General features: G+C 62.1%; 15 protein-coding genes and 1 pseudogene. 13 read left to right on the top strand and 3 right to left on the bottom strand.

Annotation, left to right across the window (positions count from 1 at the left end; all coding sequences use genetic code 11):
* Positions 1–14: 14 nt before the first annotated feature.
* From AC27VO_RS13435 to AC27VO_RS13425, 3 genes are all read right to left on the bottom strand, one after another.
* Positions 15–965, bottom strand: coding sequence for a cation diffusion facilitator family transporter (locus AC27VO_RS13435; RefSeq protein ID WP_488667225.1), 951 nt, complete (start codon positions 963–965; stop codon positions 15–17).
* Between the two features lie 112 nt (positions 966–1077).
* A complete protein-coding gene (locus AC27VO_RS13430) occupies positions 1078–2121 on the bottom strand; it encodes an AraC family transcriptional regulator (RefSeq protein ID WP_488667224.1) in 1044 nt (347 codons plus the stop codon).
* 194 nt (positions 2122–2315) lie between these two features.
* Positions 2316–4037: a Na+/H+ antiporter gene (locus AC27VO_RS13425; protein ID WP_488667223.1), complete on the bottom strand. Its 1722-nt coding sequence runs from the start codon at positions 4035–4037 to the stop codon at positions 2316–2318.
* A gap of 98 nt (positions 4038–4135) precedes the next feature.
* Here AC27VO_RS13425 and AC27VO_RS13420 point away from each other — a divergent pair, with 98 nt between their 5' ends.
* The 13 genes and pseudogenes from AC27VO_RS13420 to AC27VO_RS13360 all read left to right on the top strand — a co-directional run bounded on the left by AC27VO_RS13420 (position 4136) and on the right by AC27VO_RS13360 (position 18156).
* A complete protein-coding gene (locus tag AC27VO_RS13420) occupies positions 4136–5743 on the top strand; it encodes a carboxyl transferase domain-containing protein (protein ID WP_488667222.1) in 1608 nt (535 codons plus the stop codon).
* A gap of 19 nt (positions 5744–5762) precedes the next feature.
* Positions 5763–6203, top strand: a complete 441-nt coding sequence (locus AC27VO_RS13415) for a hypothetical protein (RefSeq protein ID WP_488667221.1) — start codon at positions 5763–5765, stop codon at positions 6201–6203.
* 12 nt (positions 6204–6215) lie between these two features.
* Positions 6216–6998: an enoyl-CoA hydratase/isomerase family protein gene (locus AC27VO_RS13410; RefSeq protein ID WP_488667220.1), complete on the top strand. Its 783-nt coding sequence runs from the start codon at positions 6216–6218 to the stop codon at positions 6996–6998.
* A gap of 35 nt (positions 6999–7033) precedes the next feature.
* Positions 7034–7807 (top strand): DUF4126 domain-containing protein, encoded by a 774-nt coding sequence (locus tag AC27VO_RS13405; RefSeq protein ID WP_488667219.1) that lies wholly within the window; start codon positions 7034–7036, stop codon positions 7805–7807.
* Positions 7808–7867: 60 nt separating this feature from the next.
* A complete protein-coding gene (locus AC27VO_RS13400) occupies positions 7868–9898 on the top strand; it encodes an acetyl/propionyl/methylcrotonyl-CoA carboxylase subunit alpha (protein ID WP_488667218.1) in 2031 nt (676 codons plus the stop codon).
* Between the two features lie 149 nt (positions 9899–10047).
* Positions 10048–10968, top strand: coding sequence for a 2-hydroxyacid dehydrogenase (locus tag AC27VO_RS13395; protein WP_488667217.1), 921 nt, complete (start codon positions 10048–10050; stop codon positions 10966–10968).
* A 66-nt stretch (positions 10969–11034) separates the two neighbouring features.
* A complete protein-coding gene (locus AC27VO_RS13390) occupies positions 11035–12612 on the top strand; it encodes a sulfatase-like hydrolase/transferase (protein ID WP_488667216.1) in 1578 nt (525 codons plus the stop codon).
* Between the two features lie 29 nt (positions 12613–12641).
* The gene (locus tag AC27VO_RS13385; protein ID WP_488667215.1) at positions 12642–13571 is read left to right on the top strand and encodes a hydroxymethylglutaryl-CoA lyase; all 930 of its coding nucleotides are present in this window, start codon (positions 12642–12644) and stop codon (positions 13569–13571) included.
* Positions 13572–14083 (top strand): annotated as a pseudogene (locus AC27VO_RS13380) (YbaK/EbsC family protein). It abuts the gene before it with no gap.
* A gap of 10 nt (positions 14084–14093) precedes the next feature.
* On the top strand, positions 14094–14336 hold the full coding sequence (locus AC27VO_RS13375) for a DUF1289 domain-containing protein (protein ID WP_488667214.1): 243 nt from the start codon (positions 14094–14096) through the stop codon (positions 14334–14336).
* A 22-nt stretch (positions 14337–14358) separates the two neighbouring features.
* Positions 14359–15000, top strand: a complete 642-nt coding sequence (locus AC27VO_RS13370) for a 2-hydroxychromene-2-carboxylate isomerase (protein ID WP_488667213.1) — start codon at positions 14359–14361, stop codon at positions 14998–15000.
* 205 nt (positions 15001–15205) lie between these two features.
* Positions 15206–16891 (top strand): MFS transporter, encoded by a 1686-nt coding sequence (locus tag AC27VO_RS13365; RefSeq protein WP_488667212.1) that lies wholly within the window; start codon positions 15206–15208, stop codon positions 16889–16891.
* 248 nt (positions 16892–17139) lie between these two features.
* Positions 17140–18156 carry a porin gene (locus AC27VO_RS13360; protein WP_488667211.1) on the top strand — a complete coding sequence of 339 codons (1017 nt, stop codon included), beginning with the start codon at positions 17140–17142 and terminating at the stop codon, positions 18154–18156.
* The last annotated feature ends 278 nt before the right edge of the window (positions 18157–18434 follow it).

Below are 18434 nucleotides of genomic sequence, written 5' to 3'. Positions count from 1 at the left end.
TTCCCCGCTGCCGCTCAGCTGCGATGGCCGTTCTGGCGCTCCAGCACCGTGGCCGCGCCCTGCGGCAGCAGCTCTATGCGCGCCTGCAGGCTGGGAATGGTGGCCATGAGGGCGGCTTCCGTGCGCTGGCGCCAGTCGGCGGCCTGGGCCAGCGTCCAGTGGCCGGGCACATGCAGGTGCAGGTCAACAAAGCTGTGCCCCCCGGCCTGGCGCGTGTGCACGCTGTCAAAAACCAGGGTTTCGCCCGTTTGCGTGTGTGCGGCCTGGGTCTGGGCCTGCAGCACGGCGTCGATCTGCGCGAGTTGCTCGGGGTCGAGGGCAATGTCCATCAGCCCCTGCGAGGCTCGCCAGAGCATGACGCCGCCGTGCCACAGGATGTTCAGCGCCACCAGCACGCCCGACAGCGGGTCCAGCCACCACCAGCCGCTGACATGGGCCAGCCCCAGGCCCAGCACCACACCGACGGAGGTGTAGACATCGGTCATCAGGTGGCGGGCATCGCCCTCCAGCGCCATGGAACGGTAGCGGCGCGCGCTGCGGAACATCACCCCGGCGAGGGCGCCGTTGAGTGCGGTGCTCAGCAGCGACAGGCCCAGGCCCCAGTCCAGGCGCTCCAGCGGCTGCGGGTGCAGCCAGCGGTCGGTGCTGACCCAGAGGATGGCCAGGCTGGCGCCGATGATGAGCAGCCCCTCAAACCCGGCCGAAAAGTATTCGGCCTTGTGGTGGCCGTAGGGGTGATCGGCATCGGCCGGGCGCTGGGCAATGGTGACCATGGCCAGCGCAAACGTGGCCCCCGCCAGGTTGACGAAGGATTCCAGCGCATCCGACAGCAGGCCCACAGAGCCCGTGAGCCACCAGGCCAGCATCTTGAGCACGATGGTGAGCAGCGCCACCGCCACCGAGATGCGCAACAGGCTGCTGGGGGTGAACCAGGCGGAAGAAGCAGGGGCGGCAGCGTGGGACATGACTTTGGAGTGTTTTCAGCCTCTAGCCCTTATGCAACAAGCGCTAGCAGCTATGGTTAATGCAAATTCCCGGCGAACAATCAGGCCAGTGTGACACAAGCGCCCGCCGTTTTCAGCGGCTGCGCTGCGCCTGGCGGTAGGCCCCGGGGGGCTGCCCCATCCACTGCTGAAAGGCGCGGATAAAGCTTTTCTCGCTGGCAAAGCCGCAGGCCTGCGCCACGCGCTTGATGGGCATGTCGCTGCGCTGCAGCAAATGCAGGGCGCGGTGGCGGCGCACATCGTCCTTGAGCTGCTGCACGCTGCTGCCTTGCTGCTGCAGCTGGCGGTGCAGGCTGCGCGGTGCCAAGTGCAGCGCCGCCGCCAGGCTGTGCGCCGTGTGGCTGCACTGCGGGTGCGCCGCCAGCGCCTGGCGCACCCGCTGCACCAGCGGCTGGGCAGGCTTGTAGGGCCGCACCTGAATGGGCAGAGCGCGCTGCAGCATGGTGTTGAGGGCAGCTTCATCGCGCAGCACGGGCAGCTGCAGCCAGTGCGCATCCAGCTCCAGACTGGCGGCGGCGGCACCAAAGCGCACGGGGGCATCAAACAGCACGTCGTACACCGCATGGTGCGCCGGTGAAGCAAACGGAAAGCTGGCCTGACGCAGCGGCAGGCGCGCATCCACCAGCCAACTGGCAAAGCCGTGCAGATTGCGCAGCACCGAGACCATGCAGAACTCCTGCAGCGCCCCCAGATCGCGCTGCGCCACCAGGCGCACCGTGGCCAGGCCACCATCGGTGTGCACACTCAGCACCACATCGTCCGTCAGCAAACCGTGGTGGCGGCACCAGCGCGCCACGGCCAGCCCCAGCGAGGGGCTGCTGATGCTGGCGCGCGCCAGCAGGCCATAGCTGCCCCAGGGCAGGCGGCGGCGGAACCAGCCCAAGGCTTCGTCATCCAGCTCGCGCATGGCGTGGTCGCACAGCAGCTCCATCTGCAAGGCGGTGATGCGGGCAGCGTCATCGGCCAGTGCATCTGGCGCAATTTGTGCCACCTGCAAGGCCGCTTCAGGCGACTGCTGGCGCAGCGTATAGGCGTGCACCACACTGCGCACAAAGGCCATGGGCGTGTGGGCAGGGTGTTGGGCGGCGGCTGTGGCGACCAGCAAAGGCGTGCTCATATGGCAATTATTGCAACCTTGGTGACTGCTTTGGTATCAGCGCGCGCCCTAGGATGGGCATGAAAAAGGCTGCAAGCGCCATGTGGCGGCTTGCAGCCTGTGTCTGGCCCCTCAGGCCGGCCCTCTCACCTCAGGAGACGTTGACGCGTATGCGCCCCCGCCGCTGCTCTGTGACCGTGCCCTGTCTGGCACCCTCAGTGCGCATCGCCCGTGATGGGCATGCCAGCGGCTTTGCGCGCCACCACCAGGCGCTTGCGCAGCGAGATTTCGGACATGTCCAGCTCGCTGACCATGGCGCGCAGGGTTTCGTCGTTGATGCGGTGGGACTGGCGCTCGCTGTACAGCGTGTCGCGCTCCACCTGAATGCAGTGCAGACGCAGCTCCATCTCCTTGACGTAGCGCTCGCGGCGCTCTTGCACCATCTCCGGCGCATCGCGCTGGGCTTCGGTCGAAGTGGCAATGCCGCTGTCGTCCAGCAAATGAATGCGGTTGCGGTATTCCTGCGTGATGCGGCCCACCACCTCCTGGTACTGCGCCACCCACTGCTCGTCGTGCTTTTGCGCGTCGCTGTCGGTGATGATCAGGCTGGCAATCGCGGCCTTGCAGGCGGCCGTGCGTGCAGCGCGCTCTTCGTGCTGGGTCTCCGTGTCTTCGTGCGCAGGCATGCGGCGCAGAATCAGCGGCAGCGCAATGGCGCCCAGAATCAGGGTGAACAAAATCACGCCCGTGGCCAGGAAGATCAGCAGGTCGCGTTCCGGGAAGGGGCGGCCGTTGTTCATGTGCACGGGAATGGACAGGGCTGCCGCCAGCGTCACCGCGCCGCGAATACCAGCCATGGTGGTGGCCAGATTCAACAGGTGCGAGGGCTTTTCGGCCATCTTGCCCTCACGGTGGGCGGTGCGCAGGGCGCGGAACACGCCCAGCTCAATCCATGCCCAGCGCACAAACAGCAGGCCGAACGAGATGGCCGTGACATAGCCCAGCAGTGCCCACCACTCGTAACCCGAGTTCAGGATGGTGGTGCCCATGATGGAGGGCAGCTGCAGACCCAGCAGCAGGAAGATGGCGCCGTTGAAAGCGGATTCCACCATGCTCCAAGTGCCTTCGGTCTGCAGGCGCTCGGAGATGAAGTTGGAGCGATCCAGGTCGGCGAAGTTGGTGGCAATACCTGCCGCCACGGCGGCCAGAATGCCGGACACGCCAATCTTTTCACCCACGATGTAGGCCGCAAACGGCAGCAGCACCAGCAGCAGCACCATTTGCGTAGCAGCCACGTCACCCACGCGGCGCGTGATGACATCGCGCACATAGCTGAAGCCCCAGCCCAGCGCCACACCCACGGCCAGGCCGCCCACGGCCATCCAGGTGAAGTCCTTGGCCACATTGCCCCAGGAGAACAGGCCGGTGAGCGTGGCCGCCACGGCGAACTTCACGGCCACCAGGCCGGACGCGTCGTTAAGAAGCGACTCGCCTTCCAGCATGTGCATGGTTTTGTGCGGCATGCCCAGGTTGCGGGTGATGGCCGAGACGGCCACCGCATCGGTGGGCGAGACCACCGCCGCCAGGGTGAAGGCCACCGTCAGGGGCATGGCCGGAATCATCCAGTGGATGAGGTAGCCCAGCCCCAGCACCGTAATCAGCACCAGACCAAACGCCAGCAGCAAGATGGGACGCGCCAGTGCGAAGAATTCGCGCTTGGGAATGCGCCAGCCATCGGCAAACAGCAGGGGCGGAATGAAGAGCAGCAAGAACAGCTCAGGATCAAAAGCGATGTGCAGGCCTTTTTGCGGCCACGCAATCAGCGCACCAATGGCGATTTGAATCAGGGGGAGCGGGATGGCCCGCACATAACGCGAGGCGATACCCGTGAGGGCCCCCAGCATCAGCACGAGCAAAACGGTTTCAACGGTGTGCATGCGGCATTTTCTTTGCGCGACCAGGCGCGCGGCTGTCAAACGGATCCAAACCCCCAAGGATAGCCAAGTAAAAACCCCAAAATGAGGAAGGAGACACTATGAGCACCCTCGGCAGTCAACTGAATCCGCGATCTGCGGACTTCCAGAGCAATGCGCGCGCTATGCAGACCCTGGTCGATGACCTGCGCGCCCGCTGCGAACAAGTGGCCCATGGCGGCGGCGATGCCGCCCGTGCCAAGCACCTCTCTCGAGGGAAATTGCTGCCACGCGACCGTGTGCAGCAGCTGCTGGACCCCGGCACGCCGTTCCTGGAACTGGCGCCGCTGGCCGCCCTGAATATGTACAACAACGATGCCCCGGGCGCTGGCCTGATTGCAGGCATTGGCCGCGTCAGCGGTGTGGATTGCATGGTGGTGTGCAACGACGCGACTGTCAAAGGCGGCACCTACTACCCCATGACGGTCAAGAAGCACCTGCGTGCCCAGGAGATTGCGCAGCAAAACCAGCTGCCGTGCATTTACCTGGTGGACTCCGGCGGTGCCAACCTGCCCAACCAGGACGATGTGTTCCCCGACCGTGAGCACTTTGGCCGCATTTTCTTCAACCAGGCGAACATGAGCGCGCAAGGCATTGCGCAGATTGCCGTGGTCATGGGCAGCTGCACCGCAGGCGGTGCCTATGTGCCGGCGATGAGCGATGAATCCATCATCGTCAAAAACCAGGGCACCATCTTCCTGGGCGGCCCGCCGCTGGTGAAGGCCGCCACGGGCGAGGTGGTCAGCGCTGAAGACCTGGGAGGCGGTGATGTGCACACCCGCCTGTCTGGCGTGGCCGACCACCTGGCCGAAAACGACACCCATGCCCTGGCCCTGGCGCGCACGGCGGTGAAGAACTTGAACAAAAACAAGGCACCAGTCCAGGCAGATCAAGCGCCAGCAGCTCCGCTTTTTGATGCACAAGAGCTGTACGGAGTGATTCCCACCGACACGCGCAAGCCGTTTGATGTGCACGAGATCATTGCCCGCATCGTCGATGGCAGCGTGTTTGACGAGTTCAAAGCCCGCTTTGGCAGCACCCTGGTCTGCGGCTTTGCCCGCATTGAAGGCATGCAGGTGGGCATCATCGCCAACAACGGAATTTTGTTCAGCGAATCCGCCGTGAAAGGTGCGCACTTTATCGAGCTGTGCTGCCAGCGCAAGATTCCGCTGGTGTTCCTGCAAAACATCACCGGCTTCATGGTGGGCCGCAAGTACGAAAACGAAGGCATTGCGCGCCACGGCGCCAAGCTGGTGACGGCCGTGGCCACCGCTGCCGTGCCCAAGTTCACCATCATCATCGGCGGCAGCTTTGGGGCGGGCAACTACGGCATGTGTGGCCGCGCCTTCAGCCCGCGCTTTCTGTGGATGTGGCCCAACGCCCGCATCTCCGTCATGGGCGGCGAGCAGGCCGCCAGCGTGCTGGCCACCGTCAAACGCGATGGCATCGAGGCCAAGCGCGGCAGCTGGAGCGCCGAGGAGGAAGACGCGTTCAAGGCCCCCATCCGCCAGCAGTACGAAGACCAGGGCCACCCCTACTTTGCCAGCGCCCGCCTGTGGGACGACGGCGTGATCGACCCCGCCGACACGCGCCGCGTGCTGGCACTGGGCCTGTCCGCCAGCCGCAATGCGCCGATGGAGGACACCAAGTTCGGCGTCTTCCGCATGTAAGTTATTTAGTTGAACAGTTATGAATGATTTTTGGGGAACACTAATTTCCACTTTGTGTGGCAGCTTGGTAGGCGCCTTGGGTGCTTACTGGATTGCAATGAGAAGCTCAAAGCAGCAATCTGAAAGAGCCCTCGCATTGCAGTTTTTGCAACAAGCGGATGACTATGTGCATTTATCTTTTCGCCCAGATGCACAGTTCAAAGAGGCGCGACAAAAAGCGGCTCGTGTCCTGTTGACCTCTTCCATCCTGGTCTTACCCAGCAGAACGGCCGAAATTGCCAGCTTGCAAAACAAAGTCGAGAAGTTTCATCGCAAAGCCATTGGGGGCACGAATTTTTCAACTGTGGCTAATTACTTCGAGAAACTCCGCTCCGAACTGAGTTTGTCTATCTTTAACGTTCAGCTTCCAAACAGCATTGAGGGTGACCCAGCAGCACCAGATATTGGATCAAACAAATAAGGAGAGTCCACCATGTCCCGCCCTGTAACTTTGACCGTGAACGCCGGTGTGGCCACCATCACGCTGACGCAACCCGAGATCCGCAACGCCTTCAGCGACGAGGTGATCGCCGAGATCACCGCCGCCTTTGACAGCGTCTCCCAGCACACCGGCGTGCGCGCCGTGGTGTTGGCCGCCGAGGGGCCGGCCTTTTGCGCGGGCGCCAACCTGAACTGGATGCGCCGCATGGCCGACTACACCCGCGAGGAAAACGTGACTGACGCGGGCAAGCTGGCGCACATGCTGCACACCATCTACACCTGCCCCCACCCCACCATTGCCCGCGTGCAGGGCGATGTGTACGCCGGGGGCATGGGGCTGGTGGCGGCTTGCGACATGGCCGTGGCCGCCGATGCCGCCAACTTTTGCCTCAGCGAGGTGAAGATTGGCCTGATACCGGCCACCATTGCGCCCTATGTGCTGCGCGCCATGGGGCCGCGTGCGGGCCACCGTTACTTTCTGACCGCCGAGCGCTTTGACGCCGCCGAGGCGCTGCGCATCGGCTTTGTGCACCAGGTGGTGGCTGCCGATGATCTGGACGCCGCCGTGGACGGCCTGCTCAAACACCTGCTGCAAGCCGGGCCTGCAGCGGTGCGGGCCTGCAAAAAACTGGTGATCGACACCGCCGAACGCACCATCGACGCGGCCTTGACCGCGCAGACCGTGCAGGGCATTGCCGACATTCGCGCCAGCAGCGAGGGCAAGGAAGGCGTTCAGGCCTTTCTCAGCAAGCGCAAGCCCAACTGGCTATCGTGAGCAGGTGTGTTTGACCACCTGAAAGCGCCACCACCATGAACAACATCTGGGACAGCATCCTCCAATTGCTCCACAGCGTGGGCCTGCACCCCGACCGCGAGGTGGTCGAGCGCGCAGGCAGCGCCGTGCTCGACAGCGCCAGCGATGTGGCCATCACCGTCGGCCAGGCCGCCAGCGGCATGGACATGGCCAGCCTGCTGGCCCTGGCCGCCGCACTGGGCTGGGCCAGCGGCTTTCGCCTGTACATCGTGGTGTTCATCGTGGGTGCGCTGGGTGCCAGCGGGCTGATGGACCTGCCCGGCGGTCTGCATGTGCTGGAGCACCCGCTGATGCTGATCGCCAGCGGCGGGCTGCTGTTTGTGGAGTTCTTTGCCGACAAGATCCCCGGCGTGGATTCGCTGTGGGACATCCTGCAAAGCGTGCTGCGCGTGCCCGCTGGGGCGGCGCTGGCTGCCGGTGTGTTTGGTGCCGACAACGCCACGATGGCCATGGTGGCGGCAGTCATGGGCGGCGGCTTGGCAGCCACCAGCCAGGCCGCCAAAACCACCACGCGCGCCCTCATCAACACCAGCCCTGAGCCATTCAGCAACGTGGGCGCCAGCCTGGCGGAAGACGCCGCTGCTGTCGGCGCAGTCTGGCTGGCGCTGGCCAATCCGGCTGTATTTGCCGGCGTACTGGTGGTGGCCGTGATCGTGATGTGGGTGGTGACGTGGCTGCTGTGGCGCTTTTTGAAAGCGTCCATTCGCAAACTCAAAAGCTGGATAGGCAGCGGCGACGTCAGCACCTACCCAGAATTACCAAAAACATAGCTGCTAGCGCTTGCTGAATAAGCGCTAGATGCCTAAAACATTCATAAACGGAGACAAGGCATGTTTAAGAAAATACTGATCGCCAATCGCGGCGAAATCGCTTGCCGTGTCGCAGCCTCCGCGCGCCGCATGGGCATCCAAACCGTCGCTGTGTATTCCGATGCCGACGCCCAAGCCAAGCACGTGGCCGCCTGCGACGAAGCGGTGCACATTGGCGGCAGCGCCCCCAAAGACAGCTATCTGTGCTGGGAGCGCATCCTCGAAGCCGCGCAGCAAACCGGCGCACAGGCCATTCACCCCGGCTATGGCTTTTTGAGCGAAAACGAAGACTTTGCCAACGCCTGCACGCAAGCGGGCCTGGTGTTCATTGGCCCGCCCGCCAGCGCCATCCGGGCCATGGGCTTGAAGGCCGAATCCAAACAGCTGATGGAAAAAGCCGGCGTGCCCCTGGTGCCCGGCTACCACGGCGCCGACCAAGACCCCGCGCTGCTGCAGCGCGAAACCGACCGCATTGGCTACCCGGTGCTCATCAAAGCCAGCGCCGGTGGCGGTGGCAAAGGCATGCGCTTGGTCGAGAAGGCTGCCGACTTTGCCGCCGCCCTGGCCAGCTGCCAGCGCGAGGCCATCAACAGCTTTGGCAACGATGCCGTGCTGGTGGAAAAATACGTGCTGCGCCCGCGCCACATTGAAATTCAGGTGTTTGGCGACACGCAAGGCAATGTGGTCTACCTGTTTGAGCGCGATTGCTCCGTGCAGCGCCGCCACCAGAAGGTGCTGGAAGAAGCCCCCGCCCCGGGCATGACCGAAGCCCTGCGCCAGAAGATGGGACAAGCCGCCGTGGCCGCGGCCAAAGCCGTCAACTATGTGGGCGCTGGTACGGTGGAATTTATCGTGGAGCAACCCGGTGGCTACGACGCACCGGACGCCATGCAGTTCTACTTCATGGAAATGAACACCCGCCTGCAGGTGGAGCACCCGGTGACAGAGGCCATCACCGGCGAAGACTTGGTGGAGTGGCAACTGCGCGTGGCCGCAGGCCAGCCGCTGCCCAAGCAGCAGAGCGAACTCAAGATCATCGGCCACGCCATCGAAGCGCGCATCTGCGCTGAGAACCCGGACAACGGCTTTTTGCCGGCGACCGGAACACTGAATGTTTACCGCAAGCCTGCGTGCAGCAGCTTCTGCCTAGGCGATGTGCGCGTGGACGACGGCGTGCGCGAGGGCGATGCCATCAGCCCCTTCTACGACAGCATGATCGCCAAGCTGATCGTGCGGGGCGACAACCGCGAACAAGCCTTGGCCCGCCTGGATGCGGCACTGGCGCAGACACAGATTGTGGGTTTGAGCACGAATGTGCAGTTCCTGCGCCACGTCGTAAAGAGTGATGCATTCGCCAACGCCCAGCTCGATACAGCCTTGATCGAGCGCGAAAAAGCCGCGCTGTTCGAGCAAACCGCTGTACCCACGCCGCTGGCCACCGCCATGGCCGTGGCCCAGCAACTGCAGACCGAGCAAGCGCTACAGGGGCACGACCCGTTCAGCCGCCGCGATGGCTGGCACAGCCACGCCGCCGTGCGCCGCCACTTTGCCTTTGTGCAAGGCAGCGCCACCGTGCCTGCCGTGCTGACCTATGGCCGCGCGGGCGCACTGCAGCTGCAAGTGGGCGAAGGCAACAGCGCCACCCAGGGCGATCTGCACTGGCAAGCCCAGGCCGATCGGCTGCTGGTGCAGTTTGCCCAGGCACGCACGACCGGCCAGGTGCATGTGAGCGGCGAAGAGCGCCACATCTTCACCCCCCGCGGCGCGGCAGTGCTGGCACTGCAAGACCCACTGGCCCATGCCGGCGAAGGCCACCGCGAGGGCGGCCGCCTGACGGCGCCCATGCCCGGCAAGGTAGTGTCGTTTGCCGTGCAGGCCGGTGATGCAGTCACCAAGGGCCAGCCGCTGGCCGTGATGGAAGCCATGAAGATGGAGCACACCATCGCCGCCCCTGCGGACGGTGTGGTGCAGGAGCTGCTGTACGCCCCCGGCGACCAGGTGGCCGAAGGGGCCGAGCTGATCCGCATTGAAGCGGCCACTGCTACGGCTTAAAAACAAGAGCTGCTCGCGCACGATGTCAGCGCACTTCAGATAGAAAATCTTCTGAAATGCTGGCTGCATCTGCGCTAGCCGCTCCTTTTTCTGCAATTTCTGCCTGCGGGTGACTGACGGCACTCCGCGCACCCTGTAATCTGCACGCCATGAAAGTGACTTTTTGCTGCACGGGCACCAAGCCCGAACCTTGGTTGGACGGACTGCGCGCGGCCTTGCCCGGCGCAGAGGTGAGTGTGTGGGCCCCCGGTGCACCGCAGGCGGACTACGCCGTGGTGTGGGCGCCGCCCCAGCAATTCATGGATGAACAGCCTGCGCTCAAAGGCTTGTTCAACATTGGCGCGGGCGTCGATGGCCTGCTCAAGCTGCGACTGCCGCCGCAGGCCCAGATCGTGCGCCTGGACGATGCCGGCATGTCGGTGCAGATGGCCGAATATGTGACGCAGGCCGTGATCCGCCACTTCCGTGAACTAGACAGCTACGAAGCCGACATGCGCAGCGGCCAGTGGAAATTCCGCAAGCCGCAGATGCGTGCGGACTTCCCCGTGGGCGTGATGGGCCTGGGCGTGCTGGGCGAACGTGTGGCCAAGGCGCTGGGCGTGTTTGAATTCCCCGTGCGTGGCTGGAGCCGCTCTGCCAAACAGATTGACGGTGTACAGACGTTCAGCGGCGAAGCAGGCTTTACCGAGTTTCTGCGCGGCACGCGCATTCTGGTGAACCTGCTGCCTTTGACGCCCGGCACCGAAAACCTGATCAACCGCGCCACCCTGCAGCAACTGCTGCCCGGCGCCTATGTGATCAACGTGGCGCGCGGCGCGCACCTGGTCGATGCAGACCTGATCGCGCTGATCGAAGAAGGCCATGTGGCGGGTGCCACGCTCGACGTGTTCCGCCAGGAGCCACTGCCCGCCGATCACCCGTTCTGGAACATGCCCCAGATCACCATGACGCCACACACCTCGGCCCGCACCCTGCGCGATGAAAGCATTGCGCAAATCGTGGGCAAGGTAGCGGCCATGGGCCGTGGCGAAGCCGTGCTGGGCATGGTTGACCCCCAGCGCGGTTATTGACATACCCCACCACCGGGCACCGTGCGCACCCTCAGAATGCGCGCTTTGCCCACTGCCTGTTTCACCATGAATGCCACGCTCTCAGCGCCCTCTGCACCACGCCTGCCCGCCAAGCTGCTGACTTTGCTGGCGTGGCTGTGGCTGTTCTTGCCGCTGGTGTGGATGTGGCCCAACACCCGCAGCTTGGGTGAAGCGCTGCTGTCGGCGCTGCTGCTGATGGGCATCTTGCTCTCTCGCACCACCACCCGCATCGCCGTGGTGCTGCTGTGGCTGCTGGGCATGTGCTTTCTGGGTTACTTCTTGGCGGTGCACAGCCTGCCAGATGAGTTTTTCTGGCAATCCATCCTGGGCTCCCACACGTCCGAAGCCTGGGAATATGCCCGTTCCTTTCGCCCCGGCGATGTGGCACTGATGCTGTCCTGGGCCTTGCCCGCGCTGCTGGCTGCGCGCCACCTGTGGCGTTTGCCACGCGCCTTGCAGCACCGCAAGCTGCGCGCGCTGGCCTGGGTGACGCTGGCCATCTGGCTGCTGTGGCTGGGCATCAGCCTGGCCAAGGGCTACAGCCTCTACCGCTTCTTCAGCCGCGTAGACCGCGTTTACCCCCTCATGGCGGTGCAATCCTGGGAGCGCTATACACAACACGCAGCGCTGACGAGCCTGACCAGTGAGGTACCCCCTCCGCAGCATGCCCCCATGGTGGACGTGCTGGTGATCGTGCTGGGCGAAAGTGCCAGCGCACACCGCTGGTCGACGCTGGGCTATACCGGCAACCCCACCAATGCCGAATTGGCGCCGTGGAAAAATGGCTGGCTGAGCATGCCGCTGACCACCAATGGCAACAATACCGGCAAGACACTGCCAGTGATCATGGCTGGCCAGCCACTGAACCCCATCCCTGCCACGGGCCTGTCTTCCTACCTGGATTGGGGCAAGGCCGCCGGTTTCCACAATGCGGTGTATGCCAACCAGCAAGCCCCTGGCTTTGCCAATGTGGCGCTGCGCATGCGCTCAGACCAGTATGTCAAGCTGCAAGATGGGCAGCTGGATGGCGAACTCACGCCACTGCTGAACACGGCACTGCAGCAAGCACAGGCAACCACACAGCCCTGGTTGATCACGCTGCACACCTACGGCAGCCACCCCCGCGTGGAAAAGCGCACGCCCCCCGCATTGGCCAGCTGGGCTGACCCCTACGACAACAGCATGCACTACACCAGTGTGCTGCTGGCCCAGTGGATCCAACAGCTTCAAGCACTGAAGGGCAAGCGCGCTGCCTTGATCTACGTCTCTGACCATGGGCAGGACTTTCCGCTCTGTGGCGGCAGCTATGTGCACGGCAACACCCGCAGCACGTATGAAGTGCCCTTTCTGATGTGGACCAATGACGCACTGCGCCAGCAGCAAGACAGCTGGTGGCAGCAATGGTCCGCTTTGACCCAGCAGGCGGTAGACGATGCTGGCATTCCGCGATTCACCACACTGCTGCCTGCACAGGCTATTGCGCAGTTGGTGGGCTACGAACGCACGTTGCCGCGCGCCACCCCATCGACCCACCCGGCCTCCTATCCTCCTGCGGCGGATAGCAGCCTGTGCACCGACTGGTTTTCTCAGGTCAAAGACCTGCACCCAGCGGCGGTCCAATAACTTCATCCATTCGTACCAAGGAGCCCACCATGTCCTACCCCACCCACGTCAAGCTGGTTGAAGTCGGCCCCCGTGACGGCCTGCAAAACGAAAAGCAGCCGGTTGCTGCGGCCATCAAGATCGAGCTGGTGCACCGCCTGCAGGCGGCAGGCTGCAAAGAGATTGAGGTCACCAGCTTTGTCTCTCCCAAATGGGTGCCGCAGATGGCAGACAACGCCGAGGTGATGAATGGCATCACCCGCCAGCCAGGTGTTCGCTACTCGGTGCTGACACCCAATATGAAGGGCTACGAAGCCGCCGCAGCCACCCGCCCCGATGAAATCGTGGTGTTTGGCGCTGCCAGCGAGGCATTCAGCCAGAAAAACATCAACTGCTCCATCGCCGAGAGCATTGAGCGCTTCGCCCCCGTGGTGGAGGCCGCACGCGCAGCCGGTATCTATGTGCGCGGTGCCATGAGCTGCACCGTGGGCTGCCCCTACGAAGGGGATGTATCCCCCAGCCAGGTGGGCTACCTGGCCAAGCTGATGAAAGACATTGGTGTGCAGCACATTGGCGTGGCAGACACGATTGGCGTAGGCACACCGGTGAAGATTCGCAAGGCCATCGAAGCCACCCTCCAGCACTTTGACATCAACGAGGTTTCCGGCCACTTCCACGACACCTACGGCCAGGCCGTGGCGAACACGCTGGCGGCGCTCAGCATGGGTGTCTGGCAGTTTGATACCGCGGTAGCAGGCCTGGGTGGCTGCCCCTACGCCAAGGGAGCCACCGGCAACGTGGCCACCGAAGACGTGGTCTACATGCTGCATGGCATGGGCATTGAAACGGGCCTCGACTTGGATCAGTTGGTGGATACCGGGGCATTTATCAGCGCAGCGCTGGGCCGCACCACGCAGTCACGCGTGGCCAAAGCCATTCTGGCCAAGCGTGCGAGTGCTTCCGTGTGCGAGGCGGTTTGAATGTGCGGCGCTGAAGTGCTGGCATTGCCTGAAGGCGTGCAGCGGGTTGCCCGTTTTTTGCAGGATGCCAACCCCCCCATGCCCCCCAGATGCTGAAAGGGGCTGCACGCACTACACAGGAAGCCGCAGACCAGCTGGGTATTTGGGTGGGGCAAGTTGCCAAGAGCGTGATCTTTCGCAGCAAGGCAGATGGCGCGCCCGTGCTGGTGGTAGCAGCCGGAGACCGCCGGGTGGACGAGAAAAAGGTCGCAGCCCTGGTCGGCAAGATTGGCCGTGCAGATGCCGAATATGTGAAAGCACAGACCGGTTTTTCCATTGGTGGTGTCAGCCCCGTCGCACACCTTTGCCCACCCACCACGCTGATTGACAGCTCTCTGTCGCGCTTTGCCGTCTTGTGGGCGGCTGCAGGACACCCGCATGCGGTGTTTGCGCTCTCGCTGGAACAGCTGCAAAGCCTTACGCAAGCGCCTGTTGTCGACATCGCCCAAGCGCCGCTGGCGGATGCTGCCTAACATCGCGCCCATGCCCATGATGCCCCCCGCCCCCCCTGCACTGCTGCACAAGCTGCGTACCGTCGACCTGCACACGAGCGACGTTGTCCCCTCCCCCTGTGTGTCCGTCTGCCGCATGGATGATGCGCGACAGTACTGCGTAGGCTGCCTGCGTACACTGGACGAATTACGTGCCTGGGGCAGCGCAGATGCGAGCGCCAAGCGCGACATCTGGGAACGCGTGCGCTCGCGGGCCCTTTGCACCACCAGCTGACCCCATTGGAAAGAGCCGCGCCATGCACCACATCACCATGCACTTGGATTTTGTGTCGCCCTACGCATGGCTGGCTTTTCAGCAACTACCGCACACCCTCGCTGGTCTGAGCGTGCATGTGGAATACCGCCCCGTTTTTCTGGGGGCGCTGCTGCAACAAAACGGCAATCCTGGCCCTGCAGGCATCCCGGATAAACGACTGTGGACCTATCGCCATGCCGAGTGGCTGGGCCAGCACATGGGCATTCCACTGCGCACCCCGGCCTTACACCCTTTCAACCCCTTGGCACTGCTGCGCCTGGCCCTGCACACCAGCCGTGATGGCAGCATCAACCGCTACGTTGCTGAGACCGTGTTGCGCCATGTCTGGGAAGGTGGAGAGAACGCGCTGGACCCTGTGCGCCTGCAAGCGCTGCAGCAGACGCTGGAGCCAAACTTTCAAACCACAGAGAACTTGGTGGAACACGCCAAACAGTTGCTACGCAGCAATACCGAGCAAGCATCTGCTACTGGCGTTTTTGGCGTGCCGTCCTTTGAGTTTCAGGGGCAAGTGTTCTGGGGCTTGGACAGTTTGCCCATGCTGCGCGACTGCCTGGATGGCCACGCCTGGTTCCAATCGGGGGGATGGGAAAACGCCAAGGCCATTTCCTCGGGTTTGGCCTGATTTCAGATCTGCCCCCTGCTTTTAGGCATTTGCGCGCACTCTCACATCACGAAACGCAAGACGCGGGTTTGACCCGAATTTGTCAGATGTGCGTCAGTTTGATGCAAGTTCACGTTGGATTGACGTCAGAAGCCGGTCAGTAGTGACTCCAAAAATGGGATGGCCCGCACAAGGCGGCTCATAAAACACATTCAGGAGACAACACATGGCCATCAACGCTGCAAACGGCGTAGGCGCGAAAGGCGTAGCCTCTCGCCCCATGACGCCAGAAGAGCGCAAAGTGATCTTTGCTTCATCCCTCGGCACCGTGTTCGAGTGGTATGACTTCTACCTCTACGGTTCGCTCGCCGCCATCATTGCCAAGCAGTTCTTCAGCGGTTTGGATGCGGGCTCTGCCTTCATCTTTGCGCTGCTGGCGTTTGCAGCAGGCTTTATCGTGCGCCCGTTCGGCGCGCTGGTGTTTGGCCGCTTGGGCGACATGATTGGCCGCAAGTACACCTTCCTGGTCACCATCTTGATCATGGGCATTTCCACGTTCATCGTGGGCGTCTTGCCAACCTACGCCAGCATCGGCGTGGCGGCTCCCATCATCCTGATCGCACTGCGCATGCTACAAGGACTGGCGCTGGGCGGTGAATACGGTGGCGCTGCCACCTATGTGGCGGAGCACGCCCCCCACGGCAAGCGCGGCGCTTACACCTCCTGGATCCAGACCACCGCAACGCTGGGCCTGTTCCTGTCGCTGCTGGTCATCTTGGGTGTGCGCACCACGCTGGGCGAAGAAAAGTTTGTTGACTGGGGCTGGCGCATTCCATTCCTCGTCTCCATCTTGCTGCTGGCTGTGTCGGTCTGGATTCGCATGACCCTGCACGAGTCCCCCGCTTTCCAGAAGATGAAGGCTGAAGGCAAGACCTCCAAAGCACCATTGACCGAATCCTTCGGCCAATGGAAAAACCTGAAGGTTGTGCTGTTGGCGCTGGTGGGTCTGACAGCCGGCCAGGCCGTGGTCTGGTACACCGGCCAGTTCTACTCGCTGTTCTTCCTGACACAGCAGCTGAAGGTCGACGCCGTCACAGCCAACCTGATGATTGCCGCAGCCTTGCTGCTGGGCACCCCGTTCTTTGTGATCTTTGGTTCGCTGTCGGACAAGATTGGCCGCAAGCCCATCATCATGCTGGGCTGCGTACTCGCCGTACTGACTTACTTCCCGGCCTTCAAGGCACTGACCAGCGCAGCCAACCCTGATCTGGCCAATGCACAAGCCAACGCCAAGGTCGTCATCATTGCCGACCCTGCAGAGTGCTCCTTCCAGTTCAACCCCACAGGCACTGCCAAGTTCACCAGCTCCTGCGACGTGGCCAAGCAAGCGCTGGCCAACCGCTCCGTCAGCTATGACACCGAAGCCGCACCTGCCGGCACACCTGCGGTCATCAAGATCGGTGACCACAGCATCAACAGCTACTCGCTGGTCGGTTTGAGTGCCGACGATGCCAAGGCCAAGGGTGCTGAGTTCAACAAGAACCTGTCCGAAACGCTGAAGCAAGACGGCTACCCAGACAAGGCTGACCCCGCCAAGATGAACAAGCCGCTGATGGTGGCCATCCTGTTCTATCTGGTGCTGCTGGTCACCATGGTCTACGGCCCAATCGCCGCGATGCTGGTTGAGCTGTTCCCCACACGTATCCGCTACACCTCGATGAGCATGCCCTACCACATTGGTAACGGCTGGTTTGGTGGCTTGCTGCCCACCATGTCGTTCGCCATCGTGGCGCAGACCGGCAATATGTATAACGGTCTGTGGTATCCCATCATCATCGCCGGCGTGACCGCTGTAGTCGGCACACTGTTCCTGCGTGAAACCAAGGATGTGGATATTTACGCGGAAGATTAATACCGCCCACCTAACCAATTAATAACTATTGGTGCATCCCCGCCCTAGTGCGGGGATTTTTCTTGGTGCATTCGCACCCAAAGAGGGCAAAGGGTTTTCCGTTGTTGCTGCAACGCATCATGTGTCACGAAATATGCACACAAATCCCCCCCCTTCGAAAGCACAAAACTAGAATTTATCCAGCCCTTTGAATGTGTCTAACACCAAAGTTACTGGCTACCTTCAATCACCTAGGACTAGGAAATAACATGACGAAGACAACTCGCTTGATGCTGGCTGTGCTGGCTGTGTGCGGCACTTCCGCTGCAATGGCCCAAAGCAGCGTGACTCTGTACGGCCGCGTGAATACCACAATTGAAAATGTGAAGTTCGGCAGCGACAAAGTGACCGAAATGAATAGCAACAGCTCCTTCGTTGGTTTTCGCGGCGTTGAAGACCTGGGTAATGGCCTGAAGGTGGGATTCCAGCTGGAAAGCTTGTTCAACTCTGACGATGGCACCGGCGGCGGTGGGGCTGGCATCAATTTCTCTCGCCACAGCGAAGTGAATCTGTCGGGCAATTTTGGTACTGTGCGTTTGGGCACATTCAATGCGGCCTCTTATCTGGCCACTGCTGACTACATCAGCATGCACAACCATGACACAGGCCTGTCGTCTGATGCACTCTACGCATACACCATGCGTGAAACCAACAAGCTGGCTTATGTGACACCCAATGTTGGTGGCTTCACTACAGAAATTCAGCATTCCTTCCACGAGCAAGCCACAGGTGGTCGTAACGCCTGGGATTTGGCTGTGAACTACGCCAATGGCCCTCTGGGTGTGGGCCTGGGCTACAGCAACTCGCCAACTGAAGTGAACGGCTACGGATCTGATAAAGGCCAGCAATTCGCTGCACGCGTAAGCTATTCCATCAACGCTCTGACGCTGGGCGCCTACTATCAGTACGCCAAGCTGCAAGATGTCAACGCGACCGATGCCGATGCCAAGCGCCATGCATACCGACTGTCTGCCATGTACACCATGGGTGCATCCGAGTTCCACGCGAATGTGGGCCGCGCTGGCAAGATGAAGGTTGCCGGCACCTCCGTTGATGGCTCTGCAGCCACCCAATGGACTCTGGGTTACAACTACAACCTGAGCAAGCGTACCAAGGTATACGGCTACTTCACCAAGGTAGGCAACGGCGACAACGCATCCTACTTGACTGGCACCGCTGGCGAAGATGCTCGCTCCGTTGCTATTGGTATCCGTCACCTGTTCTGATCGAGCGTAAGCTCTCTGCAATACCTGCTTGGTGTAATCCAAGCAGGGCTTGCTCCAAGGTTTAAGCCTCAACCCAACCGGGTTGAGGCTTTTTTAATGGACGCAAGCACCTCCGTCACACCAACCATCAGGAGACAAAATATGTGGAAGCTTGCACTCGGTTTTGCTATTTTTGCAGCCATCTCTCTCTATATGCTTATGCAGTTCGGCGATCAAGTAGACATGGGCGGTGAAAAACACGGCGCCGATGCCATTCACGCACCTGAAGACAAAAAGTA

This window comes from Comamonas sp. 14P8.1.4 (assembly GCF_057799285.1).
The sequence above is the reverse complement of the archived record's forward strand: the minus strand, read 5'-3'. Positions and strand labels throughout refer to the sequence as shown.